The 25,060-nt window shown below is 70.1% G+C and carries 25 protein-coding genes; 22 read left to right on the top strand and 3 right to left on the bottom strand.

Translation table 11 applies throughout. The features are described from left to right. The first annotated feature begins 23 nt into the window (after positions 1-23). The 9 genes from steA (at position 24) to AB0I38_RS27945 (ending at position 8,918) form a co-directional block, all read left to right on the top strand. A complete protein-coding gene (gene steA / locus AB0I38_RS27985; protein WP_358479281.1) occupies positions 24-1,220 on the top strand; it encodes a putative cytokinetic ring protein SteA in 1,197 nt (398 codons plus the stop codon). Then, positions 1,217-2,194 (top strand): copper transporter, encoded by a 978-nt coding sequence (locus tag AB0I38_RS27980; protein ID WP_358479277.1) that lies wholly within the window; start codon positions 1,217-1,219, stop codon positions 2,192-2,194. The genes steA and AB0I38_RS27980 overlap by 4 nt, the downstream gene beginning before the upstream one ends. Position 2,195: 1 nt before the next feature. After that, positions 2,196-3,053, top strand: coding sequence for a hypothetical protein (locus AB0I38_RS27975; protein WP_358479275.1), 858 nt, complete (start codon positions 2,196-2,198; stop codon positions 3,051-3,053). Between the two features lie 76 nt (positions 3,054-3,129). Then, positions 3,130-4,761, top strand: a complete 1,632-nt coding sequence (gene murJ, locus AB0I38_RS27970) for a murein biosynthesis integral membrane protein MurJ (RefSeq protein WP_358479269.1) — start codon at positions 3,130-3,132, stop codon at positions 4,759-4,761. Between the two features lie 15 nt (positions 4,762-4,776). Beyond that, positions 4,777-5,886: a glycosyltransferase family 4 protein gene (locus tag AB0I38_RS27965; RefSeq protein ID WP_358479258.1), complete on the top strand. Its 1,110-nt coding sequence runs from the start codon at positions 4,777-4,779 to the stop codon at positions 5,884-5,886. Positions 5,887-6,064: 178 nt separating this feature from the next. Beyond that, positions 6,065-7,048, top strand: a complete 984-nt coding sequence (locus AB0I38_RS27960) for a TerC family protein (RefSeq protein ID WP_358479246.1) — start codon at positions 6,065-6,067, stop codon at positions 7,046-7,048. A gap of 108 nt (positions 7,049-7,156) precedes the next feature. Next, a complete protein-coding gene (locus tag AB0I38_RS27955; protein WP_358479241.1) occupies positions 7,157-7,798 on the top strand; it encodes a phosphatidylserine decarboxylase in 642 nt (213 codons plus the stop codon). Then, complete coding sequence (pssA, locus tag AB0I38_RS27950; RefSeq protein ID WP_358479236.1) at positions 7,785-8,609, top strand: CDP-diacylglycerol--serine O-phosphatidyltransferase; 825 nt, start codon at positions 7,785-7,787, stop codon at positions 8,607-8,609. Before AB0I38_RS27955 ends, pssA begins: the two co-directional genes overlap by 14 nt. A 36-nt stretch (positions 8,610-8,645) precedes the next feature. Further along, entirely contained in the window at positions 8,646-8,918 is a 273-nt protein-coding gene (locus tag AB0I38_RS27945; protein WP_358479232.1) for a hypothetical protein, read from the top strand. A gap of 1 nt (position 8,919) precedes the next feature. Here the strand turns inward: AB0I38_RS27945 and AB0I38_RS27940 are convergent, their stop codons facing one another. Both AB0I38_RS27940 and AB0I38_RS27935 read right to left on the bottom strand, forming a co-directional pair. Then, positions 8,920-9,576, bottom strand: a complete 657-nt coding sequence (locus AB0I38_RS27940; protein WP_358479226.1) for an MBL fold metallo-hydrolase — start codon at positions 9,574-9,576, stop codon at positions 8,920-8,922. Further along, positions 9,573-10,370 (bottom strand): maleylpyruvate isomerase family mycothiol-dependent enzyme, encoded by a 798-nt coding sequence (locus tag AB0I38_RS27935; RefSeq protein ID WP_358479217.1) that lies wholly within the window; start codon positions 10,368-10,370, stop codon positions 9,573-9,575. The genes AB0I38_RS27940 and AB0I38_RS27935 overlap by 4 nt, the downstream gene beginning before the upstream one ends. A 214-nt stretch (positions 10,371-10,584) precedes the next feature. On the opposite strand from AB0I38_RS27935, the gene uvrA reads away from it, so the two are divergent. The 8 genes from uvrA (at position 10,585) to whiA (ending at position 20,172) form a co-directional block, all read left to right on the top strand. After that, positions 10,585-13,425 (top strand): excinuclease ABC subunit UvrA, encoded by a 2,841-nt coding sequence (uvrA, locus tag AB0I38_RS27930; protein WP_358479206.1) that lies wholly within the window; start codon positions 10,585-10,587, stop codon positions 13,423-13,425. A gap of 143 nt (positions 13,426-13,568) precedes the next feature. Then, complete coding sequence (locus tag AB0I38_RS27925; RefSeq protein ID WP_358479197.1) at positions 13,569-14,054, top strand: Rieske (2Fe-2S) protein; 486 nt, start codon at positions 13,569-13,571, stop codon at positions 14,052-14,054. A 104-nt stretch (positions 14,055-14,158) separates the two neighbouring features. Further along, positions 14,159-14,608, top strand: a complete 450-nt coding sequence (locus tag AB0I38_RS27920; protein ID WP_358479192.1) for a Rieske (2Fe-2S) protein — start codon at positions 14,159-14,161, stop codon at positions 14,606-14,608. A 45-nt stretch (positions 14,609-14,653) separates the two neighbouring features. Continuing rightward, on the top strand, positions 14,654-15,085 hold the full coding sequence (locus tag AB0I38_RS27915) for a Rieske (2Fe-2S) protein (protein WP_358479180.1): 432 nt from the start codon (positions 14,654-14,656) through the stop codon (positions 15,083-15,085). 84 nt (positions 15,086-15,169) lie between these two features. Beyond that, positions 15,170-17,083, top strand: coding sequence for an excinuclease ABC subunit UvrC (gene uvrC, locus AB0I38_RS27910; protein WP_358479541.1), 1,914 nt, complete (start codon positions 15,170-15,172; stop codon positions 17,081-17,083). Positions 17,084-17,164: 81 nt separating this feature from the next. Then, positions 17,165-18,031, top strand: a complete 867-nt coding sequence (gene rapZ / locus AB0I38_RS27905) for an RNase adapter RapZ (protein ID WP_358479166.1) — start codon at positions 17,165-17,167, stop codon at positions 18,029-18,031. Positions 18,032-18,204: 173 nt separating this feature from the next. Continuing rightward, positions 18,205-19,122 carry a gluconeogenesis factor YvcK family protein gene (locus AB0I38_RS27900; RefSeq protein WP_358479158.1) on the top strand — a complete coding sequence of 306 codons (918 nt, stop codon included), beginning with the start codon at positions 18,205-18,207 and terminating at the stop codon, positions 19,120-19,122. A gap of 69 nt (positions 19,123-19,191) precedes the next feature. After that, positions 19,192-20,172 (top strand): DNA-binding protein WhiA, encoded by a 981-nt coding sequence (whiA, locus tag AB0I38_RS27895; RefSeq protein ID WP_358479144.1) that lies wholly within the window; start codon positions 19,192-19,194, stop codon positions 20,170-20,172. Positions 20,173-20,424: 252 nt separating this feature from the next. On the opposite strand, the gene AB0I38_RS27890 is transcribed toward whiA, so the two are convergent. Continuing rightward, positions 20,425-21,066 (bottom strand): hypothetical protein, encoded by a 642-nt coding sequence (locus AB0I38_RS27890; RefSeq protein WP_358479134.1) that lies wholly within the window; start codon positions 21,064-21,066, stop codon positions 20,425-20,427. 185 nt (positions 21,067-21,251) lie between these two features. Between AB0I38_RS27890 and gap the strand changes: the two genes are divergently transcribed. The 5 genes from gap (at position 21,252) to AB0I38_RS27865 (ending at position 25,024) form a co-directional block, all read left to right on the top strand. Beyond that, the gene (gap, locus tag AB0I38_RS27885) at positions 21,252-22,256 is read left to right on the top strand and encodes a type I glyceraldehyde-3-phosphate dehydrogenase (protein ID WP_358479121.1); all 1,005 of its coding nucleotides are present in this window, start codon (positions 21,252-21,254) and stop codon (positions 22,254-22,256) included. A 60-nt stretch (positions 22,257-22,316) separates the two neighbouring features. Continuing rightward, positions 22,317-23,504: a phosphoglycerate kinase gene (locus tag AB0I38_RS27880; protein WP_358479102.1), complete on the top strand. Its 1,188-nt coding sequence runs from the start codon at positions 22,317-22,319 to the stop codon at positions 23,502-23,504. 1 nt (position 23,505) lies between these two features. Further along, positions 23,506-24,282 (top strand): triose-phosphate isomerase, encoded by a 777-nt coding sequence (gene tpiA, locus AB0I38_RS27875; RefSeq protein WP_358479092.1) that lies wholly within the window; start codon positions 23,506-23,508, stop codon positions 24,280-24,282. Between the two features lie 99 nt (positions 24,283-24,381). After that, entirely contained in the window at positions 24,382-24,612 is a 231-nt protein-coding gene (gene secG / locus AB0I38_RS27870; RefSeq protein ID WP_189126854.1) for a preprotein translocase subunit SecG, read from the top strand. 67 nt (positions 24,613-24,679) lie between these two features. Next, positions 24,680-25,024, top strand: a complete 345-nt coding sequence (locus AB0I38_RS27865) for an RNA polymerase-binding protein RbpA (RefSeq protein WP_113703949.1) — start codon at positions 24,680-24,682, stop codon at positions 25,022-25,024. The last annotated feature ends 36 nt before the right edge of the window (positions 25,025-25,060 follow it).

Genomic DNA, 25,060 nt, shown 5'->3' with positions numbered 1-25,060 from the left:
TTCACTCTGGCAGGATGGTCTTGATGAAGGTTCCGGGGAGCAGAATGCCGGGCCTCCGTGTGCGGAAGGTCGCGGACCTTCCCGGTGTCACGACTGTGGCGAGAGTCGATCGGCGGACGAAGAGGCTGACCAAGCGCCTCCAGCCCGGTGAGATCGCGATCATCGATCACGTCGACGTGGACCGGGTCAGCGCGGAGGCTCTCGTCGCGTGTGGTGTCGCGGCCGTGGTCAACGTGGCGGCGGGCATCAGCGGCCGCTATCCCAACCTGGGGCCACAGATTCTCATCGAGGCGGGCGTGACGTTCGTCGACAACGCCACGCCGGAGCTCTTCGAGCGCGTCCAGGACGGCGACGTCGTCCGCCTGCACGAGGGCGTCGTCTACCTCGGCGACGAGATCGCCGGCAAGGGCGACGAGCAGACGGCCGAGACCGTCGACGCGGCCATGGCCGAAGCCCGCGCCGGGCTCGCCGTGCAGATCGAGGCCTTCGCCGTCAACACCATGGAATACGTCCGCGGCGAGGGCAAACTGCTCATCGACGGCGTGGGGGTGCCCGACATCCGCACCCCCTTGGAGGGCCGGCACGCCCTCATCGTGGTGCGCGGCTACCACTACAAGGAAGACATCGCCACGCTGCGCCCCTACATTCGCGAATACCGGCCGGTGCTCATCGGCGTCGACGGCGGCGCCGACGCGCTGCTCGAGGCCGGCTATCTGCCCGACGTGATCGTGGGAGACTTCGACTCGGTCTCCGCCAAGGCGCTCACCTGCGGCGCCGAGCTGGTCGTGCACGCCTATCGCGACGGCAGGGCCCCCGGCCTGGAGCGGGTCCACCAGCTCGGCCGCGAGGCCGTGCTCTTCCCCGCCACCGGCACCAGCGAGGACATCGCCATGCTGCTGGCCGACGACAAGGGCGCCGAGCTGATCGTCGCCGTCGGCACCCACGGCACCCTGGAGGAGTTCCTCGACAAGGGCCGGTCCGGGATGGCCAGCACCTTCCTCACCCGGCTGCGGATCGGCAGCAAGCTCGTCGACGCCAAGGGCGTCAGCAGGCTCTACCGCAGCCGCATCTCCACGCCGCAGCTGCTGCTGCTGGTGATCACGGCGCTGATCACGATGGGCGTGGCGCTCTTCCTGTCACCGCTCGGCAAGACCTGGCTCAATGGCCTGCAGGACGTCTGGAACGCATTCATCTTCTGGTTGGTCGGACTCTTCTCGTGATCGATTTTCGCTATCACCTCGTCTCCATCGTCGCGATCTTCCTCGCGCTCGCCGTGGGCATCGTCATGGGCACCACGCTGCTGCAGGAGCCGGCGCTCAAGTCGGCCGAGGAGCTGACCGCCCAGCTGGCCAAGACCAAGGAGGAGCTGCGCACCCAGGTCAACCTGCTGCAGGGCAGGGAGGCGGGCAATGACGCGTTCGTCAGCGACCTCACGCCCAAGCTCGTCGCGGGCGAGCTCAACGGTGAGCACGTGCTGCTGTTCGAGGCGCCGGGCTCCAGCACCGCCTACCGCGAGGCGCAGCACCAGGTCCTCCTGCAGGCGGGCGCGGCGATCACCGGACGGGTGACGCTGACCGACAAATACCTCGACCCCGCCAACGCCGGCCTGATCGACGGGCTGGTCAACCAGCTCAAGCCGGCCGACATGGTGTTCACCGAGGGCGCCTCCACCTACGACAAGGCGTCCACCCTGCTCGCCGCCACGCTCATGACCACCGACCAGGGCCAGGCGGGCACCGCCAACCAGGCCACCGCGGCCGTGCTCGACGGCTTCGAGACCGGTGGCCTGCTCAGCGTCGAGGACGAGCCCAAGAAGCGGGCCACCCTCGCCGTGATGTTCGCGCCGGAGGAGCCCTTCGAGGGCAAGTACGCCGCGGTCCAGGCCGGTGCCCTGGCCTCGCTCGCCGGCGGGCTCGACGCGGGCGGCAAGGGCACGGTGATGACCGGCAGCGGGAGCGTCGCGGCCGGCCCCGGAGGCGTGATCACCGCGGTGCGCGACGACGGCGACATCGCCAAGCGCGTCTCCACCGTCGATACCCCCGACATGCCGGCGGGCCAGATCGTGATCGTCTACGCTCTGCGGGAGCAGGCGCGCGGCGGCGTGGGCCAGTACGGCATCGGCGCCGGAGCCTCGGGGCCCATGCCCGCGCTGCCCACCCCGTCCCCGTCCCCCTCCACCGAGTCAGGGAGCTGACATGGCCCGTGGCCTGCTCTACGCACTCGTCGGCGCCGCTCTCGGCGCCGCCGCCGCCCGTGCCGCCTACACCGCGTTCACCCGCACGCGTGGGCAGGGCGACCCGGCTGACCGCTGGACCCGCAAGAACCACCGGGGCGAGCCCATCACCCTGCTCGAAGGGCCCGCGTTCGTGGCCGGCTCGGGCGCCGCGCTCGCGCTCGCGCCCGGCCTGCCCGCCCGGGTGCGGCTGGCGGCGCTGCTCGCCGGGGGCGGCAGCGGGGCACTCGGCGCCTACGACGACCTGTACGGCACGACATCCTCCAAGGGATTCAAGGGGCACCTGAGCGCGCTCACGCGCGGCGAGGTCACCAGCGGCGCGGTCAAGATCCTCGGCATCGGCGCCACCGGTCTCGCCGCCGCCGCGCTCGTCTCGAAGGGCCCTGTCGACACCCTGGTCAACGGCGCCACCATCGCGGGCGCCGCCAACCTGGCCAATCTCTTCGACCTGCGTCCCGGACGGGCGATCAAGGTCGGACTGCTCACGGGCGGGCCACTGCTGGCCGCCTCCCTCCTTCGCGACCGGCCGGTGAGCGCCGCCCTCACGGCGGTGCCCCTGGGGGCCGCCGCCGCGCTGCTGCCCGAAGACCTCGGTGAGCGGGCCATGCTCGGCGACGCCGGCGCCAACGCGCTGGGTGCCCTGCTCGGGCTCGCGGCCGTGACCGGGCTCGGCCGGCCGGGCAGGCTCGCGGTGCTCGGCACCGTCGTCGCGCTCACGGCCGCCGCCGAGAAGGTCAGCTTCACCAAGGTGATCGCGGGCAACCAGGTCCTCAACCGTCTCGACATGCTCGGCCGCCGCCCGGCCGCCGCCGCCGTGTGACCGGACCCGACTCGACGGACCGGACCATCTGCGCGGCCTGCCAGGATGTCAGCGTGACCAGGCACAGGCGGGCGTCGTGACCTTGAGGCTGGCGCGTGGCGTGGCGGGTGGAGCCCTGCTCATCGGTGCGATCACGATTCTGGCGCGCGTCATGGGCTTCGCCAAGCAGTACGCCTTCGCCCAGACCGTGGGCACCAACTGCCTCGCCACCGCCTACGCCACCGCCAACCTGGTGCCCAACATCATCTTCGAGGTGGTGGTCGGCGGCGCCCTGGCCGGCGTGGTGGTCCCGGTCCTCGCGGGCGCGGCCGGTGCGTCGGCGGGGCGGGAGCGGGTGGAGCGGATCAGCTCCGCGCTGATGACCTGGGTGGTCGTCGTGCTGGTGCCGCTCGGCCTGCTCACCGCGCTGTTCGCCGAGCCCGTAGCCGGGCTGTTCTTCGGCGACGCGCTGAAGGGGTGCGACGCCGGCGCGGTCACCGCCGTCGCCACCCGCATGCTGGTCGTGTTCGCCCCCCAGATCCCCCTGTACGGCGTGGCGGTCGTGCTGTACGGCGTACTCCAGTCACACCATCGCTTCGCCTCGCCCGCTCTGGCGCCCCTGGTGTCCAGCGTCGTCGTCATCGTCGCCTACCTGATGTTCGTCCCGCTCAGCGGCGGCGACACCGACCCGGCCACCGTGCCCGCGACAGCCGAACTGGCCCTGTCCCTCGGCACCAGCCTCGGCGTGCTGGCGCTCGTGCTCACCGTGATCGGCCCCACGGCCGGGCTCGGCCTGCGCTGGCGGCCCATGCTGCGTTTCCCCGAGGGCGTCGCGAGACAGGTGCGCAGGCTGGCGCTGGCCGGGGTCGCCGCGCTGCTCGCCCAGCAGGCCGCGATGATCGTGGTGCTGTTGCTGTCCAACAACGCCATCGGCAACGGCGCGATCGTGGTCTACAACTACGCGTGGGCGATCTATCTGGTGCCCTACGCCGTGCTCGCCATGCCCATCGCGACCAGCGCGTTCCCGCGCCTGTCCGCGCGGGCGGAGGCGGGAGACGGCGATGGCTTCGTCACGCTGGCGGCGGGCACGACGCGGGCGGTGGTGCTGGTGTCCGGGCTCGCCGCGGGGGTGCTGGCCGCCGTTGCTGGGCCGGGCGCCGTGGTGTTCCTCGGTTTCAAGAGCGAGGTGCCCGCCGCCGACTTCGCCCGGGCCATCGCGCTGTTCGCGCCCGGCCTCATCGGCTACGGGCTCATCGCGCACCTGACCCGGGTCCTGTACGCCGCCGGCCGGAGCCGGGCCGCGGCGATCGGCACGGTGGCGGGCTGGCTCGTCGTCATGGCCGCCCAGGCCCTCTTCGTGCCGGCCTTCCCCGACGACTGGAAGATCGCCGGGCTGGCGCTCGGCATGACGGTGGGCATGACCGTGGGAGGCGCGCTGCTGCTGGCCTCCGTCGTGTCCGCCCGGGGACGCGGGGCGGCGAAAGGGCTGGGCCGGGCCGCCGTGGCCGCCGTGGCGGGCGGAGGCGCCGGCTACCTGGCCGGTGCCGCCGTGGTGGCCTGGATCGGCGCGCGCGGCATCTGGCCCAACGTGGGCGCGGTCGTTCTGGCCGCGATCGTGGCGACGGCCGCCGGAGGGCTGGTCGTCGCGCTGGTGGACCGGGCCGACGCCCGGGCGGTGGCCGACCGGCTCACGCGCGGCGGCCCGCCGCGCGGGCCCGGCGGGACCTGAGAGGGAGGAACTCCTGTGCGGGTGGCATTCGTGCTGGGCACCACGTCCGGCGGCACGGGCAGGCACGTCCACATGCTGGTGGAGGGGCTGGTCCGGCGTGGTCATCAGGTGCTGGTCGTCGGGCCGCGCAGCGTCGAGGAGCGCTTCTCCTACACCGGTGCGGGCGCCCGCTTCGCCGAGGTGACCGTCTCGGACCGGCCGCATCCGCGGGGCGACGCGCGGGCGGTGCTCGCCATCAGGCGGCTGACCGGCGGCGCCGACGTCGTGCACGCCCATGGCCTGCGGGCCGGCGCGCTCGCCGCACTGGGACGCTCTCCGCGGCGCGGCGTGGCGCGGGCGCCACTGGTGGTCACGCTGCACAACGCACTCACGGCCGGCGGGTTCATCGGGCTCGTCTACGGGCTGCTGGAACGCGTCGTGGCCGGGCGGGCCGATCGTGTGCTGGTCGTCTCGCCCGATCTCGGCGCGCGGATGGCCGCGCTCGGTGCCCGCGACGTGCGGGCCGCCGTGGTGCCCGCGCCCCCGCCGCCGCCCGCGCGGCGCGCCCCCGAGGAGGTGCGGGCCGAACTGGGCGCCGGGCGGCGTCCCGTCCTGCTGACCATCGCCAGGCTCGCGCAGCAGAAGGGCCTCGACACCCTGCTCGACGTCGCGCGCGGCCCGTGGCCGGAGGACGATCCGGAGCGTTCGCCGCTGTTCGTGGTCGCGGGGGAGGGGCCGCTGCGGGAGCGGCTGCAGGCCAGGATCGACGCCGAGCGGCTGCCCGTGACGCTCCTAGGCAACCGCGACGACGTGCCCGACCTGCTCGCCGCCGCCACCGCCGTGGTGGCGACCGCCCGGTGGGAGGGGCAGCCGCTCAGCCTCAGCGAGACGCTCATGGTGGGCAGGCCGGTGATCGCGACGGAGGTGGGCGGGATTCCGGACCTGCTCGGGGGCGCAGGCGTACTGGTCCCGTACGGGGATGTCGAGGCGTTGCGACGAGCCGTAGGGGAGTTGGTGGGGGATCCGGAGGCGGTGGCGAGGATGGCGGAGGCGTCCGCGAGGCGCGGCGCCGAGCTGCCGGACGCGGATGACGCGGTGGAGAGAATTATGTCCGATTATGGACAGGAAGATCGCACGAAGGATTAGGCGGGGGTTAAGCGTTCTCGTATACTGCGTGCGTTAAGGGAGGGGAGTATCCCTTCGCGGCAGCCTCGTCATCACGGTGTAGCCCCGCTCCACGGGGCCCCCGGGGCTGCCGGTCCGCGTGTTCGGCGGGCGGGAGAGACCTCCGGCAGTCTTTCGCGCATGCCGGAGGTTTAGTCACGTGAGCGTACCTGTGTGGGCCTGGATCGCCGTGATCGGCGGTCTGCTGGTCGTCCTCGCCGTCGATCTGTGGATAGTCGACCGGGGCGAAGCCCGCGAATTCTCGATGCGGCAGGCCGGTTACTGGGTCACGTTCTATGTCGCGCTGGCCGTCGCCTTCGGCGTGATGCTCTGGATCACGACGGGTGCCGGCAAGGCGGGTGAGTTCTTCGCCGGTTACATCACCGAATACAGCCTGAGCGTCGACAACCTGTTCATCTTCTTCATCATCATGAGCCGGTTCGCGGTGCCGAAGGCCTACCAGCACAAGGTGCTGCTCGTCGGCATCCTGCTCGCACTGGTCATGCGCGGCATCTTCATCGCCCTCGGCGCGGCCGCCCTCGAGCGGTTCAGCTGGCTGTTCTACGTCTTCGGCGCGTTCCTCATCTACACCGCGTACAACATCGTGCGCCACCACCTCAAGGGTGACGAGGAGGACTTCAGCGAGAACGTGCTGCTCAGGTGGGTGCGCAGGGCCTTCCCGACGACCGAGGGATACGTCGGTTCCAAGGTCACGGTGAAGATCGACGGCAAGCGCATGGTCACCCCGATGCTGATCGTGATGATCGCCATCGGTTCCACCGACCTGTTGTTCGCGCTCGACTCGATTCCGGCCATCTTCGGCCTCACCACCGACCCGTTCGTGGTGTTCACGGCCAACGCGTTCGCCCTGATGGGCCTGCGTCAGCTGTACTTCCTGCTCGGTGGGCTGCTGCAGCGCCTGGTTTACATCAGCTACGGTCTCGCGTTCATCCTCGGGTTCATCGGGGTTAAGCTGATATCGGAGGCCTTGCACACCAGTGGGGTTTCCTGGGCGCCCGAAATCCCCATCTGGTTGTCGCTCACGGTCATCGGCAGCACCATGGTCATCACCACTGTGGCCAGCTTGGTCAAGGCCCGCGTAGACGCGCGCAGGAGCGAGGAAAGCAGCCCTACCAGGGGCTAGCTAAATGGCTTTCGAGGCGCTTTGCTTGTGTAGTTCCGCCGTGTAATAGTTGCTGACCCCGTAGCATCACGGCAAAGCGCCCAGTCCAGTCACCATCAAAGGTTGTCCGTGTCAGACGATTCTGCCCAGTCGAACCGCCTCAGACTCGCGCGCGGGGTGTCCCCGTGGCTCATTCCCACGGTGGCCGCGGCGGCCGCCACCGCGTTGCTGACGCGCCGGGACCGGCGATGGGCGCTCGCGGCGCTGCCGCTGGGCGCGCTCACCGGCGGCATGCTCTGGTTCTTCCGCGACCCCGACCGCACGCCGGGCGAGGGGCGCGTCCTGTCGCCGGCCGACGGGGTCGTGCAGAGCATCGACCCATGGCCCGACGGCCGCACCCGTGTCGCGATCTTCATGAGCCCGCTGAACGTGCACGTCAACCGCGCCCCTCTTGCGGGAAATGTCGCCTCCGTGCAGCATGTGGCGGGTGGCTTCCTGCCGGCTTTCAACAAGGACAGCGACCAGAACGAACGCGTGGTGTGGCATTTCGACACCGCGCTCGGTGACATCGAGATGGTGCAGATCGCGGGCGCGGTGGCGCGCAGGATCGTGCCGTATCTGAGCGCGGGCGCCAAAGTCGCGCAGACCGACCGCATCGGCCTCATCAGGTTCGGCTCAAGGGTCGACATCTACCTTCCCGAAGGGATCTCTCCCGCGGTGTCCGTGGGAGAGAAGACGATTGCGGGGGTGACCAGAATTGACCACGGCTGATGCCGGCAGTTGGCAGGAGGAAGAGGAAGAGCTGCGGGGCCCGGTCGGAAAGGCGTTCCGGCTCTCGGCCGCCGACTCCCTCTCCCTGGGCAACGCCCTCTGCGGTTTTCTCGCGGTCTGTGTTCTGGCCTCCTCCGCCATCCAGTCGCTCAAGGACGGCGGTGACTTCACCCCCGCGCCGAGCTACTTCGCGACCGCGGTGGTGTTGCTGTTGATCGGTGCCACCTGTGACCTGTTCGACGGCCTGGTCGCGCGCCGGTTCCGTGCCTCCGCGATGGGTGCCGAGCTCGACAACCTGGCCGACGTGATCAGCTTCGGGTTCGCTCCCGCGTTCATGGTCGTGATCTGGGGAGGTTTCACGCACCAGGTGCCGTTCGTCGCGGTGCTGGCCGCCGCGGGTGCCCTGCTCGTCGCGGGAGTCGTACGCCTGGCCAGGTTCGCCTGTGTCAAGACCAAGAGCGGCGACTTCATGGGGCTGCCCATCCCGATGGGCGCCATGACCGTGATCTCCATCGTGCTGCTGTTCGAGCCCAGTATCTACGCCCTGCTGGCGGTGCTCGGCGTGGCCTGGCTGATGGTCAGCCGCATCGAGTATCCCAAGCCCAAGGGGCAGCTCGCCGCGGTCGTCCTCGGCTGGATCATGGTGAATGTCGCATTTCTCGCCTTCTGGGTGGCGCGGCCGGAGGGTGGTGACCTGCCCATCATGATCGGCGCCTCCATGCAGATCGCGTTGGTGGCGGCGATCCCGCTGCGGATGCTCTTCTACAAGCGGGCGCAGCGCAGGGAAGCCGAACGGATCATCAGCAACTAAGGCGATTTTTCGGCCTTCTTCGGCTTTGATGGAGCCATGTCGGCCATGCCGCGCGAGCACACGCGCACGTACTTCCTAGGCAAACTGGCCCAGGAGCTCGAGGCCCGCGGGCTGACCGCCATCCTGCGCGCGTATCCGCCCGCGCTGCGGGTCAGCGACCCGGACACCGTGATGCTCGCCGAGACCGTCGACTGCGTGCCGCTGGCCGACGGATGGTTCTACCGCTGGTCGTGGGGCGAGGTCGTCGGACTCGCCGACGACCCCGCGCTCGCGGCCCAGCGGATCGCCAAGGTCCTCGCCGGGCGCTGAGCTACCAGCCCCGCTCCTTCCATTCCTGGAGCGAGGGGCGCTCGGCGCCGAGCGTGGTGTCCTTGCCGTGCCCCGGATAGATCCACGTCTCGTCGGGCAGCCGGTCGAAGACGCGCTCCACCACGTCGGTGTAGAGCTGGGTGAAACGCTCGGGGTCGTTCCAGGTGTTGCCCACCCCGCCGGGGAAGAGCGAGTCACCGGTGAACAGGTGCAGGCCGGAGTCACCCCCGTCGTAGAGCAGCGCGATCGCGCCCGGCGTGTGACCGCGCAGGTGGATCACCTCGAGGGTGATCACGCCGACCGTGATGCGGTCGCCGTGCTCCACGGTGCGGTCGGCCGGGAGCGGCAGCGCGGCCGCGTCGAGCGGATGCACGAGCACCTGGGCGCCCGTCACCTTGACCACCTGCTCCAGCGCCTGCCAGTGGTCGCCGTGCTGGTGGGTCGTGACCACCGAACTGATCGGCTGGTCGGAGATCAGGGCCAGCAGCCGGTCGGCCTCCGCGGCCGCGTCGATGAGCAGCCCGTCGCCGGTCTCGACACAGCGCAGCAGGTAGGCGTTGTTGTCGTAAGGTCCCACGGCCAGCTTGAAGATCGTCAGTTTGGCCAGCTCGCGGACGTCGGCGGGACCGCCGACCTGGACGTCGCCTGTGTAGGTCATGGATAGTCCTTCGGGGGCGTCTCGGGCAGATCAGCGGGAGCGAGCGTCGTCAGCCACGGCGGCGGCGCCGGGACGCTCGCCGGACCGGGCACGGACGGTTGCCCCGCCAGCACCACCCTAACCCCCTGCCCGTCGGACCTGCCCGTAAGCCAGGCCAACAGGGCGGCCGGCCCGCCCTCCACCGCCGGTCCGTCGCCGAGCCCGCGCCACGTGGCGGCTGGAGCCCCGTCCACACCGCCGCGCACCCTGATCTCGCTGACCGTGCTCCGCTCGTACGGCCACGTCCGCAGGCAGTCGTGCAGCTCGCGCTCGACGAACGGCCCGGACCAGTCGGCCGGCCCGAAGCCGGCGTCGAGGTCCACGTGATGCATGCCGATCTCGCGCAGCCGCCTGACCAGGACGTACCAGGCGGGATGCGACGTCGGGCGCACGCCGGCGACCGGAGCGGACCAGGCCTCCTCGGGCAGCCCGTCGACGGCGGCGGCCAGGCGGGCGGCGCTGTCCTCCAGGTCCGCCAGCTGCTCGGCGGCCACCCGGCGGGCTCCGGCCTCGATCCCGGCCTGCCTGGCCTTGGGGGTCGCGTACTGTGGTGTCTTGACGCCGGTCCTGGCCCAGGTGAGCAGGTTGACGTGGCTGTCGGCGTTCCTGGCCACGTGGGTCAGGACGTGGCCCCTCGTCCAGCCGGTGAGACGGGAGGGGGCGGCGACGTCGCCGTCGGACAGGGTCGCCGCCGTGGCCAGTAGGTGGTGGGTGGCCTCGGCCAGCTCGGTCTTCAGTGCCGGAATAACCGTCATGCCATATATTTCATCACCTAGGGTGGAGCGTTGGCCTGGGGCATAAAAGGCCAGGTCATGCGGTTGACTGGCAAAGGCATCCTGCCGGGGTGGCGGGAGGCCGTAACCTGAGAGGGACGGATTTTCGGGGGGTGGACAGCGCCCCGCCGAAATTGTCGGAGCCCCCGTCTACCATCCCCGTGGACCTATCCGCCTCTTCGACATCGGGATCGCCGTGGCAGACCGCCTGATCGTGCGTGGTGCACGAGAACACAACCTCAAGGACGTCTCACTCGACCTCCCGAGAGACGCCCTGATCGTTTTCACCGGCCTGTCCGGCTCGGGCAAGTCGAGCCTGGCCTTCGACACGATCTTCGCCGAAGGGCAGCGTCGTTATGTCGAGTCCCTCTCGGCCTACGCCCGCCAGTTCCTCGGCCAGATGGACAAGCCCGACGTCGACTTCATCGAGGGCCTGTCGCCCGCGGTCTCGATCGACCAGAAGGCCACCAGCAAGAACCCACGGTCGACGGTCGGCACGATCACCGAGGTCTACGACTACCTGCGGCTGCTCTGGGCCCGCATCGGCAAGCCGCACTGCCCGGTCTGCGCCCGCCCGATCGCCAGGCAGACGCCCGAGCAGATCGTCGACAGGGTGATGGACCTCGACGAGGGCACGCGTTTCCAGGTGCTGGCCCCCGTCATCAGGGGCCGCAAGGGCGAGTACGGCGAGCTGTTCCGCGAGTTGCAGACCAAGGGCTTCGCCCGGGCCAGGGTCGACGGCGTGGTCGTGCGGCTGGAGGAGCCGCCGGTACTGAAGAAGTACGAGAAGCACGACATCGAGGTCATCGTCGACCGCCTGTCGGTCAAGGACTCGGCCCGGCGCAGGCTCACCGACTCGGTCGAGACCGCCCTGCAGCTGTCCGGCGGCACGATCACGCTGGAGTTCGTCGACCTGCCCGAAGACGATCCCGGCCGGGAACGCTTCTACTCCGAGCACCTCTACTGCCCCTACGACGACCTGTCGTTCGAAGAGCTCGAGCCGCGCTCGTTCTCGTTCAACTCGCCGTTCGGCGCCTGTCCCGAGTGCACCGGCCTCGGCACCAAGATGGAGGTCGACCCCGACCTGGTCGTGCCCGACCCCGAGCGCGTGCTCGGCGAGGGCGCCCTTCATCCCTGGTCCGGCGGTCACACCAGCGAATACTTCGCCAGGCTGATCGAGGCGCTCGGCCACGCCATGGGCTTCACCCTCGACACGCCCTGGGAGAAACTGCCCAAGAAGGCGCAGAAGTCGCTGCTGTTCGGCCACGACGAGCAGGTCCACGTCCGCTACAGCAACCGCTACGGCCGTCAGCGCTCCTACTACACCACCTACGAGGGCGTCATCCCGTGGGTGCAGCGCAGGCACGCCGAGGCTGAGAGCGACTCCTCGCGCGACCGGTTCGAGGGCTACATGCGCGAGATCCCGTGCCCGGTCTGCCGGGGCGCCCGGCTCAAGCCGGTCTCGCTCGCGGTCACCGTCGCCGGCCGGTCGATCGCCGAGGTGTCGGCCATGTCGATCGGCGAGTGCGCCGAGTTCCTGGCCGCGCTCAAGCTGTCCGACCGCGACATGCAGATCGCCGAGCGGGTGGTCAAGGAGATCAACGCCCGGATGGGCTTCCTGCTCGACGTCGGCCTCGACTACCTCACCATGGACCGCGCGGCCGCCACGCTGGCCGGCGGCGAGGCGCAGCGCATCCGGCTCGCCACGCAGATCGGCTCCGGTCTGGTCGGCGTCCTCTACGTGCTCGACGAGCCGTCGATCGGCCTGCACCAGCGCGACAACATGCGGCTGCTCGACACGCTGGTCAGGCTGCGCGACATGGGCAACACGCTGATCGTCGTCGAGCACGACGAGGACACCATCGCCGCCGCCGACTGGGTGGTCGACATCGGCCCCGGCGCGGGCGAGCACGGCGGCCAGGTCGTCGTCTCCGGCACGGTCCAGGACCTCCTGCGCAGCGAGGAGTCGATGACCGGCCAGTACCTTTCGGGCCGCAGGAGCATCCCGATCCCCGCCAAGCGCCGCAAGCGCGACAAGAAGCGGCAGATCACGGTCAAGGGCGCGCGCGAGCACAATCTCAAGGGCGTCGACATCGACTTCCCCCTCGGGGTCTTCACGGCGGTCACCGGCGTGTCCGGGTCGGGCAAGTCGACGCTGGTCAACGACATCCTCTACACCGCGCTGGCCAAGGAGCTCAACGGCGCTCGCGCGGTGCCCGGGCGCCACTCGCGGATCAATGGCATGGACCTGGTCGACAAGGTCGTCCACGTCGACCAGTCGCCGATCGGGCGCACCCCGCGCTCCAACCCGGCGACCTACACCGGCGTGTTCGACCACGTCCGCAAGCTGTTCGCGGCCACCGCCGAGGCCAAGGTCCGCGGCTACCAGCCCGGCCGGTTCAGCTTCAACGTCAAGGGCGGCCGCTGTGAGGCGTGCGCCGGCGACGGCACGATCAAGATCGAGATGAACTTCCTGCCCGACGTCTACGTCCCGTGCGAGGTCTGCCACGGCGCCCGCTACAACCGCGAGACGCTGGAGGTCCACTACAAGGGCAAGACGATCTCCGAGGTGCTCGACATGCCCATCGAGGAGGGGCTCGCGTTCTTCGAGGCGATCCCGGCGATCAGGCGGCACCTGCAGACCCTCAACGACGTCGGCCTCGGCTACGTGCGTCTCGGGCAGCCCGCCACGACGCTGTCCGGTGGCGAGGCGCAGCGCGTCAAGCTCGCCTCCGAACTGCAGCGCCGCCAGACCGGGCGGACGATCTACGTGCTCGACGAGCCGACCACGGGGCTCCACTTCGAGGACATCCGCAGGCTGCTCGGCGTGCTCGGCCGGCTGGTCGAGGGCGGCAACACGGTGATCGTCATCGAGCACAACCTCGACGTCATCAAGACGGCCGACTGGGTCCTCGACATGGGCCCGGAGGGCGGTTCCAGGGGCGGCACCCTGGTCGCCGCCGGCACCCCCGAGGAGATCGCCCTGGTCGAGGAGAGCCACACCGGCCGCTTCCTGCGCAAGATCCTGGAGATCTAGCAGTCCGTACGAGATCGCGGCGCCGCCCGGGTGGGCTGACGAGGCAGGCGGCGTCGCGTGGCGTCGCCGCGCTCGGGCCACCACCCGGTCGTGCGCCTGCCACCCGATTCCGGGACCGAGGGGTACCGCCCATAAAGTGAAATGTGACACTGCCTGACCTGCAGGAGATCAGGGGCGACGGGGAGGGGCGGCATTACATGAGGAGTTCGGAGCGGGGCTCCGCCATGCCCGAGATCGGGAGGCGTGAGGCGCTGGGGGTGGCCGGAGTAGCGGCGTGTGGCCTGGCGCTGGCCGGTTGCGGCGCGAACGCCGCCGAGCCGGAGCGGGTGCAGGGCATCAAGGGGCAGGTCATCGCCAAGACGGCCGACGTGCCCGTCGGCGGCGGCACGGTCGTCGACCGGTGGAAGATCGTGGTCACCCAGCCCACCGAGGGCGTCTACAAGGCGTTCAGCGCGGTGTGCCCGCACCGCGGCTGCGCGGTCGGCTCTCCCAGGGACAACGTCATGACCTGCCCGTGCCACGGCAGTGAGTTCGCGGTCGACACCGGCAAGGCACTCAAGGGGCCCGCGACCGGCCAGCTGGCCGCCTACCAGGTCAAGGTCGAGGGCGACGGCATCGTGGTGGTGTGAACCGGTAATTGTGCGTGGTTCCCGGGATCGGCTCACGTCAGGCTGAACCAGCCTGAGGGCGCTGGCCGTACCTGTAGTGAGACCCGAACCTGGGAGGACCGACCATGACCGAAACGACGCGCCGGACAGTGGTGCTCGGAGCCGGAAGCGCAGGGCTCGCCGTGGTGCTGACCGCGTGTGCGAGCTACGGCGATCCCGCGACACAGGCGAGTGCCGAGCCTCTGCCCGAGGAGCCGTCGTCCGCGGCGCCGAAGAAGAAGGCGAAGGCGAAGGCGCTCGCCGACACCTCCGACATTCCCTCGGGTGGCGGGAAGATCTTCGAGAGCCAGAAGGTGGTCGTCACCCAGCCGCAGGAGGGTGAGTTCAGGGCGTTCAGCGCGGTGTGCACCCACCAAGGCTGCACGGTGGCCAGTGTCTCCAACGGGACGATCAACTGTCCCTGCCACGGCAGCAAGTTCGACATCGCCGACGGATCGGTGGCCGGTGGGCCCGCCGGCGACCCGTTGCCCGAGAAGAAGATCAAGGTAGATGGCGACAAGATCATGCTCGCTTGAGGCGCCTTTCATGAATTTCTCACCTGCGTGCGGTTACCTGGCCGCATGGCAGATGACCTTCAGAGCCGCCGGGCGGTGATCGCGGGTGTGGGCGCCGGTGGCCTGGCGCTCGCGCTCACCGCCTGCGGGGCGGACACCGACACTCCGAGCAACGCGGCGGCGACCGGTCCAGCCGAGCCCGGCGCGGCGGGCGGCGCACTGGGCAGGACCACCGACATCCCGGTGGGCGGGGGAACGGTCTTCAAGGACCGGAAGATCGTGGTGACGCAGCCCACCGCGGGCGACTTCAAGGCGTACACCGCGATCTGCACCCACCAGGGCTGCACGGTCGCGAGCGTCGCCAACGGCCTGATCGAGTGCCCGTGCCACGGCGGCAAGTACAAGATCGAGGACGGATCGGTGGCGGGCGGGCCGCCCAAGGGGCCGCTCGCCGAGACGGCGATCAAAGTGGAGGGCGACCAGATCACCCTGGCCTGACCCCGGGCCCGCCGTACCAGGACAGAGCGTACGGCGGGCCTTCCTGTCGGTGCGGGCCATTAGGCTTTGGTCGTGGTGAGATCAGTGGGCAGCTCCCTGAGTTTCCGGCCCAAGCCAGGCTCGATCCCTGATTCGCCGGGGGTCTACCGGTTCCGGGACGGTCACGGCCGCGTGATCTACGTCGGCAAGGCCAAGAGCCTCCGGCAGCGGCTCAACTCCTACTTCACCGACATCACCGCGCTCCACCCGCGCACCCAGTCGATGCTCAACACCGCGACCGGGGTCGACTGGACCGTCGTGGGCACCGAGGTCGAGGCGCTACAGCTCGAATACTCCTGGATCAAGGAGTTCGACCCCCGCTTCAACGTCAAATACCGCGACGACAAGTCCTATCCCTACCTCGCGGTCACGATGAGCGAGGACTTCCCGCGCGTGCAGGTCATGCGCGGCGCCAAGCGCAAGGGCACCCGCTACTTCGGCCCCTACTCCCACGCCTGGGCCATCCGCGAGACCGTCGACCTGCTGCTGCGCGTCTTCCCGGTCCGCACCTGCAGCGCCGGGGTGTTCAAGCGGGCGGGCCAGATCGGCCGGCCGTGCCTGCTGGGCTACATCGACAAGTGCTCCGCGCCCTGCGTCGGCAGGGTCACCCCCGAGGAGCACCGCGCCCTCGCCGAGGACTTCTGCGACTTCATGGCCGGCAACACGAGCCGCTTCATCCGGCGGCTCGAGAAGGAGATGCGCGAGGCCGCGAGCGAGCAGGAGTACGAACGGGCCGCCAGGCTGCGCGACGACATCCAGGCGCTGCAGCGGGCCCTGGAGAAGCAGGCCGTCGTGCTCGGCGAGGCCACCGACGCCGACGTGATCGCGCTCGCGGAGGATCCGCTCGAAGCCGCCGTTCAAGTCTTCTACGTGCGCGCCGGCCGCATCCGCGGCCAGCGCGGCTGGGTCGTCGACAAGGTCGAGGAGACCTCGCCCGGCGAGCTGATCGAGCAGTTCCTGCTGCAGATGTACGCCGAGGCCAGCCCCGAGTCGATGCCCCGCGAGGTGCTCGTGGCCGCGCTGCCGCCCGACGCCGAGGCGGTCACCGAACTGCTGTCCGAGCAGCGCCGGGCCCGGGTCGAGGTGCGGGTGCCGCAGCGAGGCGACAAGAAGGCGCTGATGGAGACCGTCGAGCGCAACGCCAAGGAGTCGCTCGCCCAGCACAAGATCCGCCGGGCCGGCGACCTGACGACGCGCAGCAAGGCGCTGCAGGAGATCGCCGACGCGCTCGATCTCGACCAGGTGCCCCTGCGCATCGAGTGCTACGACGTCTCCCATCTGCAGGGCGAGAACGTCGTGGCGTCGATGGTGGTCTTCGAGGACGGCCTGGCCCGCAAGAGCGAATACCGTCGCTTCGCCATCAAGACCAAGGAAGGCGACGTCGCCTCGATCCACGAGGTGATCATGCGGCGGTTCCGGCGCTACCTGGAGGAACGCTCGGCCACGGGCGAACTGGCCCCCGACGACGACGCCCACAGCCCCATCGACCCCGAGACGGGCAAGCCCCGCAAGTTCGCCTACCCGCCCAACCTCGTCGTGGTCGACGGCGCGGGCCCGCAGGCGGCCGCCGCCCAGCGCGCGCTCGACGAGCTCGGCATCGACGACGTCGCGGTCTGCGGCCTGGCCAAGCGGCTGGAGGAGGTGTGGCTGCCCGGCGACGACCAGCCGGTCATCATGCCTCGGTCAAGCGAGGGCCTCTACCTGCTGCAGCGTGTCAGGGACGAGGCGCACCGGTTCGCCATCACCTACCATCGTTCCAAGAGGTCAAAGACCGTCAAGGAGAGCGCGCTCGACAGCGTGCCGGGTCTCGGCCCGGCGCGGCGACAGGCGCTGCTCAGGCACTTCGGCTCCGTGAAGAAGCTGCGCGAGGCCACCGTCGCCGAGATCTGCCAGGTCCCCGGCATCGGCCCGTCGACCGCCGACGTGATCGCGTCAACGCTGAAGGGGGAGTCATCGTGAACACCCCGCCACCGCGACGGAGTGCTGCGACCGAGCGGCCGAGCGGAGTTCGGCAATGCGGCAATGAGCAGGAGTGAGGCAATGAGCATGGAGCCGGCGTTCGTCATCGTCACCGGCATGTCGGGGGCGGGACGCAGCACCGCGGCCAAGGCCCTGGAGGACCTCGGCTGGTTCGTCATCGACAACCTGCCGCCCGGGCTGCTGTTCGCCATGGCCGAGGAGGCGGGCAGGGTCAAACTGGCCGCCGACAAGGTGGCCGCGGTCGTCGACGTGCGCAGCCTGGCCTTCACCACCGACCTCAACGCCGCCATCGAAGAGCTCGAGACCCGGGGCGTGCGGGTGCGCGTGGTGTTCCTCGAGGCCAGCGACGAGGAGCTGGTGCGCCGCTTCGAGAACGTCCGCCGTCCCCACCCCCTGCAGGGCGAGGGCAGGCTGGTCGACGGCATCACCCGCGAGCGCGGCATCCTGCGCGAGGTGCGGGCCAACGCCGACCTGGTCATCGACACCTCCTCGCACAACGTGCACGAGCTGCGCAACAAGATCGTAAACTTCTTCGGTGGTGAGGATCGCCCGGGTCTGCGGGTCAACGTGGTCTCGTTCGGGTTCAAGTACGGCCTGCCGGTCGACGCCGACCTCGTCGTCGACTGCCGATTCCTGCCCAACCCGCACTGGGTGCCGGAGCTGCGGCCGATGAACGGTCTCGACGCGCCGGTCCGCGACTACGTGCTCGGTCAGCCCGGTGCCAAGGAGTTCCTCGACGCCTACGAGGAGGTCCTGCGGGTGGTCGCGACCGGCTACGCCCGAGAGGGCAAGAGCTACGCGACGCTGGCCGTGGGCTGCACGGGCGGCAAGCACCGCAGCGTGGCCATGGCCGAGCAGGTCGCCGGCCGGCTGCGTGACCGCGGCATGGAGGTCCAGGTGAGTCACCGGGATGTGGGCCGGGAGTGACCGATGACAGCGAAAGCTCAGGCGCCGCCCGTCCCTCTGCGGCGTCCGGCGGTCCGGCCTCGGCCTATCCCCTCCGTCCGGCCACGGCGCACGTCCCCATAACCGGCACGCCGGTGGACGGCGTCTCCGGGAGCGCGGCTGGGGCACCGCGCTCCGGAGAGCGGGCGCCGCGGGTGGTGGCTCTCGGCGGCGGGCACGGGCTGCACGCCTCGCTGTCCGCGCTCCGGTCGGTGACCGACGCCCTCACCGCCGTGGTGACCGTGGCCGACGACGGCGGGTCCAGCGGCAGGCTCAGGCGGGAGCTCGGCGTGCTGCCGCCCGGCGACCTGCGGATGGCCCTGGCCGCGCTCTGCGGCGACGACGAGTGGGGCATCACCTGGAGCGAGGTCGTCCAGCACCGCTTCCGTAGTGAGGGTGACCTGCACGGGCACGCCGTCGGCAATCTGCTGATCGTGGCGCTGTGGGAGCTGCTCGGCGACCCCGTGCAGGGGCTCGACTGGGTGGGGCGGCTGCTCGGCGCGCGGGGCCGGGTGCTGCCGATGGCGTCGGTGCCGCTCGACATCGTGGCCGAGGTGGAGCTCGACGGCGTCATCTCCACCGTGTGCGGGCAGGTGGCCTGCGCGCTCACCCCCGGCCGGGTGCAGGCGATCTCGCTGGTCCCGGAGGACCCGCCCGCCCGTCCCGAAGCCGTGGAGGCGATCCTGCGGGCCGACTGGGTGGTGTTCGGGCCCGGATCGTGGTTCACCAGCGTGCTGCCGCATCTCAAGGTGCCCGAGCTGGCCAGGGCGCTGCACGAGACCAGGGCCAGGCGGCTCGTCACGCTCAACCTCGCCCCGCAGGCCGGCGAGACCGACGACTTCTCGCCCCAGCAGCACCTGGAGGTGCTCAGACAGCACGCTCCCGACCTTTCGGTGGACATCGTGCTCGCCGACACCGGCGTGGTCGACGACCCCGGCGCGCTGGACAAAGCCGCCGCCGCACTCGGTGGGCGACTTGTCATGGCCGACGTGGCCGCCTCCGACGGCTCGCCCCGGCACGACCCACGACGTCTTGCCTCCGTCCTTGACGAGATTTTCCTCCAGAAGCGTTGATCCTGGTCGGCGGGGCTTGAAGGTACGAGAGACTGGGAGCCGGTCTGAATGGGGGAGGACTAAACGCTTATGGCGATGACGGGTGTGGTCAAGGACGAGCTGAGCCGACTGCCGGTGCTGAAGCCCTGCTGCCGAAAGGCCGAGGTCTCCACGCTGCTGCGGTTCGCCAGCGGCCTGCACCTGGTGGGCGGGCGCATCGTGATCGAGGCGGAGCTCGACACCAATGCCACCGCGCGGCGGCTGATCAAGGACATCAGCGAGGTGTTCGGTCACAAGGCGGAGGTGCTCGTGCTCGCGCCCGCCGGGTTGCGCAAGGGCTCTCGCTACGTCGTACGCGTCTACCGCGACGGTGAGGCGCTGGCCCGGCAGACGGGTCTGATCGACAACCACGGCCGGCCCGTGCGCGGGCTGCCCCGCCAGGTCGTGGCGGGTGCCTCCTGCGATGCCGAGGCCGCCTGGCGGGGGGCGTTCCTGGCGCACGGGTCGCTCACCGAGCCGGGCCGCTCGATGTCGCTCGAGGTCACCTGCCCGGGGCCGGAGGCGGCGCTGGCGCTGGTGGGGTCGGCGCGGCGGCTGAAGATCCACGCCAAGGCCCGCGAGGTGCGCGGTGTCGACCGGGTCGTGGTGCGAGACGGCGACGCGATCAGCGCGCTGCTGACCCGGCTGGGGGCGCACGACAGCGTGCTCGCCTGGGAGGAGCGCCGGATGCGCCGGGAGGTCCGGGCGACGGCCAACCGGCTGGCCAACTTCGACGACGCCAACCTGCGGCGCTCGGCGCGGGCCGCGGTGGCGGCGGGCGCCCGGGTGCAGCGGGCGCTGGAGATCCTCGGCAACGAGGCGCCGGACCACTTGGTGGTGGCCGGGCGGCTGCGGGTCGAGCACAAGCAGGCGTCTCTGGAGGAGCTGGGGCAGATCGCCGACCCGCCGCTGACCAAGGACGCCATCGCGGGCCGCATCCGCAGGTTGCTCGCCATGGCCGACAAACGCGCCTCCGACCTGGGCGTCCCCAACACCGAGGCCAACCTCACCGTGGACATGCTGGCCCCCTGACCGCCCCGGCCGCGAGGCACGCCGCAGCTTCGCCCGCCAGGTGCGCCACGGGTCCGTCTCCGGGCGGGCGGGCCGTTGCCAGGTCCCTGCGGGCCTTCGGTTGCCGTGAGCGTGGTGCTCGCGCGGGCGTGGCGTGGTGCTTCCGTGGGCGTGGCGTGGTGCTTCCGTGGGCATGACATGGCGATCGTCCCGAAGCCGGTTGTGGCGCTCACGTGACCCTGTGGTGGGCTGGGCGTGGCACCCTGCGGCGGATCACTCCTGGGAGGGCTTTCGGGGGGCGAACAGGTCGCCCACGGGCGGGACCGGCGTGCTGGTGGACTGGGCCGGTTCGAAGGGAGCCCGATACTCCGGCTCGGGCCGCACCTTCACGGGCTCGTCCTTCGAGGTGCCCTTGGCCGCTGCCCGGGTGCCGCGGCGCATGCGCAGCGCGCGGGCGAGCACGAGCGCCGGGATCGCCGCCGCCGCCAGGGGCGCCCATGGCTCCCACGAGCTCGTGAACGCCCTCCAGATGGACTGCGCCGCGTAGGGCAGGCCGTTCAGGAAGTCGTCGACGGTCAGCGTGAGCGGATCGGCCCGGCCCCCACCGAGCGTCAGGTGGCTGTACGGTGCGGATCCCCCGATCCAGCCCATCGGCACGGCCGCCGTCGCGTACAGCGCCGCGGCCCAGGGCAGCACCAGGCTGCGCGCCCTGACCAGGCGGATCGCCCAGCCGACCAGCAGGCCGGCGACGAACGCGAGCGCGGACAGCAGCGGGACGCCGTCACCGTAGGTGCGTGCGAACACCGGCAGGTAGTCCCAGAACACGATGACGGACCCGAGCCCGACCCCGCAGACGAGCATCGCGATAAAACCCATGACCAGGCCAGACAGCAGGCCGGACCGGCGTTGTGACATCTCAGCCCCCCAGAGAATGCCGGAATTTACTCTGATGAGTCGGGCACTTTACTCGAAGCTCGCAAATCACGCTCCCCGAACCGCCATTCACACACCGGGGGTGCACGTGGTCTAAACCAATTACGGTCCGATAGGGTTCATGGTTGAGGATTAGCCCGCCATCATGCACGAGGAGATCGGTTTCCGTGAGCATCCGCGTAGGCGTCAACGGCTTCGGCCGTATCGGTCGCAACTTCTGGCGTGCTGTCGCTGCCAGCGGTAAGGACATCGAGATCGTCGCGGTCAACGACCTGACCGACAACGCGACGCTCGCCCACCTGCTGAAGTACGACAGCATCCTCGGCCGCCTCCCCTACGAGGTGAAGGCGTCCAGTGACGAGATCACCGTCGACGGCAAGGCGATCAAGGTCTTCGAGGAGCGTGACCCGGCCAAGCTGCCCTGGGGCGACCTGGGCGTCGATGTGGTGGTCGAGTCGACCGGCCTGTTCACCGACGCCAACAAGGCCAGGGTGCACGCCGACAACGGCGCCAAGAAGGTCATCATCTCGGCTCCGGCCAAGAACGAGGACATCACGATCGTGATGGGTGTCAACCAGGGTCTCTACAACCCGGCCACCGACACGATCATCTCCAACGCCTCCTGCACCACCAACTGCCTGGCCCCGATGGCGAAGGTGCTCCACGACACCTTCACCATCGAGAAGGGCCTGATGACCACGATCCACGCCTACACGCAGGACCAGAACCTCCAGGACGGCCCGCACAAGGACCTGCGCCGCGCCCGCGCCGCCGCGCTCAACGTGGTGCCCACCTCCACCGGCGCCGCCAAGGCCATCGGCCTGGTGCTGCCCGAGCTCAAGGGCAAGCTCGACGGCTTCGCGATGCGCGTGCCGATCCCCACCGGCTCGGCCACCGACCTCACCGTCGACCTCGCCCGCGAGGTCACGGCCGAGGAGGTCAACGCCGCGGTCAAGGCCGCCGCCGACGGCCCGCTCAAGGGCATCCTGTCCTACACCGAGGACGACATCGTCTCCTCCGACATCGTCACCGACCCGGCCTCCTGCATCTTCGACGCCGGCCTCACCAAGGCGCTCGGCAACCAGGTCAAGGTCGTCGGCTGGTACGACAACGAGTGGGGCTACTCCAACCGCCTCGTCGACCTCATCGAGCTGGTGGGCACCGACCTGTGACGCGGCAGCCGCTTCCGCGGGCAGGAGCGCGCCACGACGAGGACGCACGAAGGAGCACAGTTGCGCACGCTTGACGATCTCGACGTGAAAGGGCGGCGCGTGCTCGTGCGCGCCGACCTCAACGTCCCCCTCGACGGTGAGACGATCACCGACGACGGGCGCATCCGCGCGTCGGTGCCGACGATCCGGACCCTGGTGGACCGGGGCGCGAAGGTCATCGTCTGCGCCCACCTGGGCCGTCCCAAGGGCCAGGTGAAGCCCGAGTTCTCGCTGCGGCCGGTGGCCCGGCGCCTGGGCGAGTTGCTCGGCCAGGACGTGGTCTTCGCTACCGACGTGGTCGGCCCGAGCGCCCAGGGCGTCGCGGAGGAGCTCCAGGAGGGCCAGGTCGCCCTGCTGGAGAACCTCAGGTACGAGCCCGGCGAGGAGTCCAAGGACGACGCCACGCGCCAGGCCTTCGCCGAGCGGCTGGCGGGGCTCGCCGAGCTCTACGTCGGCGACGGGTTCGGGGCGGTGCACCGCAAGCACGCCAGCGTCTACGACGTGCCCCGGCTGCTGCCGCACGCCGCGGGCGGGCTGGTAGTGGCCGAGGTCGAGGTGCTGCGCAAGCTCACCGAGGCCACCGAGCGGCCCTACGTGGTCGTGCTCGGCGGCGCGAAGGTGTCCGACAAGCTCGGCGTCATCGCCAACCTGCTGACCAAGGTCGACCGGCTGCTCGTCGGCGGCGGCATGGCCTACACCTTCCTCAAGGCCCAGGGCCACGAGGTTGGCGGCTCGCTGCTCCAGCAGGACCAGCTCGACCAGGTGCGCGGCTTCCTCAACGAGGCGGCCAAGCAGGGCGTCGACCTGGTGCTGCCGGTCGACGTGCTGGCCGCCACGCACTTCGCCGAGGACGCGCCCTACGACGTGGTGGAGGCGACCGCGATCCCGGCCGACCGGCAGGGGCTGGACATCGGGCCGAAGACGCGCGAGCTGTTCGCGGGCAAGCTGGCCGACGCCCGCACCGTCTTCTGGAACGGCCCCATGGGCGTGTTCGAGTTCGACGAGTTCGCCGATGGCACCCGGGCGGTGGCCGAGGCGCTGATCGGCTCGGAGGCGTTCACCGTCGTCGGCGGCGGCGACTCCGCGGCGGCCGTGCGCAAGCTGGGCCTGCCCGAAGACGGCTTCTCCCACATCTCCACCGGTGGCGGGGCGAGCCTCGAATACCTTGAGGGCAAGACCCTCCCCGGACTCGCCGCCCTGGAGGACTGACGTGCGAAAGCCGCTCATCGCCGGCAACTGGAAGATGAACCTCAACCACCTTGAGGCGATCGCGCTGGTCCAGAAACTGGCCTTCGCGTTCTCCGACAAGGACTTCGACAAGGTGGAGGTCGCGGTCCTGCCGCCCTTCACCGACCTGCGCAGCGTGCAGACGCTCGTCGACGGCGACAAACTGCGGGTCGTCTATGGCGCGCAGGACCTGTCCCAGCACGACGCCGGGGCCTACACGGGCGAGATCTCCGGCGCCATGCTGGCCAAGCTCAGCTGCACGTTCGTCCTGGTCGGACACTCGGAGCGGCGCCAGTACCACCGCGAGGACGACGACATCGTCAACCTCAAGGTGCAGGCGGCCTACCGGCACTCGCTCACCCCCATCCTGTGCGTGGGCGAGGGGCTGGCGGTGCGCCAGGCGGGCGAGCAGGTGGCGCACACGCTCGCCCAGCTTGAGGGCGCGCTGCGCAAGGTCTCGGCCAAGCAGGCACAATCGATAGTGGTGGCCTACGAGCCCGTGTGGGCGATCGGCACCGGCGAGGTGGCCACGCCCGAGGACGCCCAGGAGGTCTGCGCGGCTCTGCGAGTGCGACTCGCTGAGCTGTACGACCCCGAAGTGGCCTCGGCGGTACGTATCCTTTACGGAGGATCGGTCAAGTCAGGCAACATCGCCGGCATCATGGCTCAGCCGGATGTCGACGGCGCGCTCGTGGGCGGTGCCAGCATCGATGCCGGTGAGTTCGTGAAGATCTGCCGGTTTTCCGATATGCCCGGCTAACTGAGCCGTTCGGAGGGTGCGACTTGACAGCAGGCCGTACCCTCTAGAAGCAAGTTTGAATCGTCGCGCGTAACAGAGCATTGAAGGAACAGGCATACCGTGGAACTCGGAATCTCCATCGCCCTCATCCTGGCGAGCCTTCTCATGATCCTGCTCGTCCTGCTCCACAAGGGCAAGGGTGGCGGCCTGTCTGACATGTTCGGCGGTGGCTTCTCGTCGAACTTCGGAGGTTCCTCCGTGGTGGAGCGCAACCTCGACCGGCTGACGGTCATCACGGGCGTGATCTGGTTCATCTGCATCGTCGCTCTCGGTCTGCTCGTGAGGCCCTGAGCCGTCTGACGCGTGACAGTGTTTCTCTCCCCGCCCCGTGCGGGGCGATCAAGCGAGGAGTTCATCCGTGGGTAGTGGCAACGCGATCCGTGGCAGCCGTGTCGGCGCCGGCCCGATGGGGGAGGCCGAGCGCGGCGAGGCAGCTCCGAGAGTGCGGGTCTCGTTCTGGTGCGCCAACATGCATGAGACGCGCCCCAGTTTCGCGAGTGACGCGGCGGTTCCCGAGATGTGGGACTGCCCGCGTTGCGGCCTCCCGGCCGGACAGGACGAGCAGGCCCCGCCTGCCCCGCCCAAGAACGAGCCGTACAAGACGCACCTGGCTTACGTGAAGGAGCGCAGGAGCGACAAGGACGGCAAGGCGATTCTCGAGGAGGCGCTCGAGCGCCTGCGCAACACCAAGTCCCCCTGGTAGGCGAGTCCTTCCCGCAGGACGGTCGAGAGGCCCCGG

The organism is Nonomuraea cavernae, from assembly GCF_040655715.1.
In the GTDB taxonomy this organism is placed as follows: Bacteria; Actinomycetota; Actinomycetes; order Streptosporangiales; family Streptosporangiaceae; genus Nonomuraea; species Nonomuraea cavernae_A.
Note: the sequence above shows the minus strand (reverse complement) of the source record. Positions and strands in the feature narration are given on the sequence as shown.

Coding starts and splice junctions, on each gene's coding strand:
- AB0I38_RS27935 (WP_358479217.1), bottom strand. CDS start 10,370: ATGACGGTTATTCCGGCACTGAAGACCGAGCTGGCCGAGGCCACCCAC.
- AB0I38_RS27890 (WP_358479134.1), bottom strand. CDS start 21,066: ATGTCACAACGCCGGTCCGGCCTGCTGTCTGGCCTGGTCATGGGTTTT.
- rapZ (WP_358479166.1), top strand. CDS start 17,165: ATGAGCATGGAGCCGGCGTTCGTCATCGTCACCGGCATGTCGGGGGCG.
- AB0I38_RS27915 (WP_358479180.1), top strand. CDS start 14,654: ATGGCAGATGACCTTCAGAGCCGCCGGGCGGTGATCGCGGGTGTGGGC.
- AB0I38_RS27940 (WP_358479226.1), bottom strand. CDS start 9,576: ATGACCTACACAGGCGACGTCCAGGTCGGCGGTCCCGCCGACGTCCGC.
- AB0I38_RS27975 (WP_358479275.1), top strand. CDS start 2,196: ATGGCCCGTGGCCTGCTCTACGCACTCGTCGGCGCCGCTCTCGGCGCC.
- AB0I38_RS27920 (WP_358479192.1), top strand. CDS start 14,159: ATGACCGAAACGACGCGCCGGACAGTGGTGCTCGGAGCCGGAAGCGCA.
- whiA (WP_358479144.1), top strand. CDS start 19,192: ATGGCGATGACGGGTGTGGTCAAGGACGAGCTGAGCCGACTGCCGGTG.
- steA (WP_358479281.1), top strand. CDS start 24: ATGAAGGTTCCGGGGAGCAGAATGCCGGGCCTCCGTGTGCGGAAGGTC.
- AB0I38_RS27945 (WP_358479232.1), top strand. CDS start 8,646: ATGTCGGCCATGCCGCGCGAGCACACGCGCACGTACTTCCTAGGCAAA.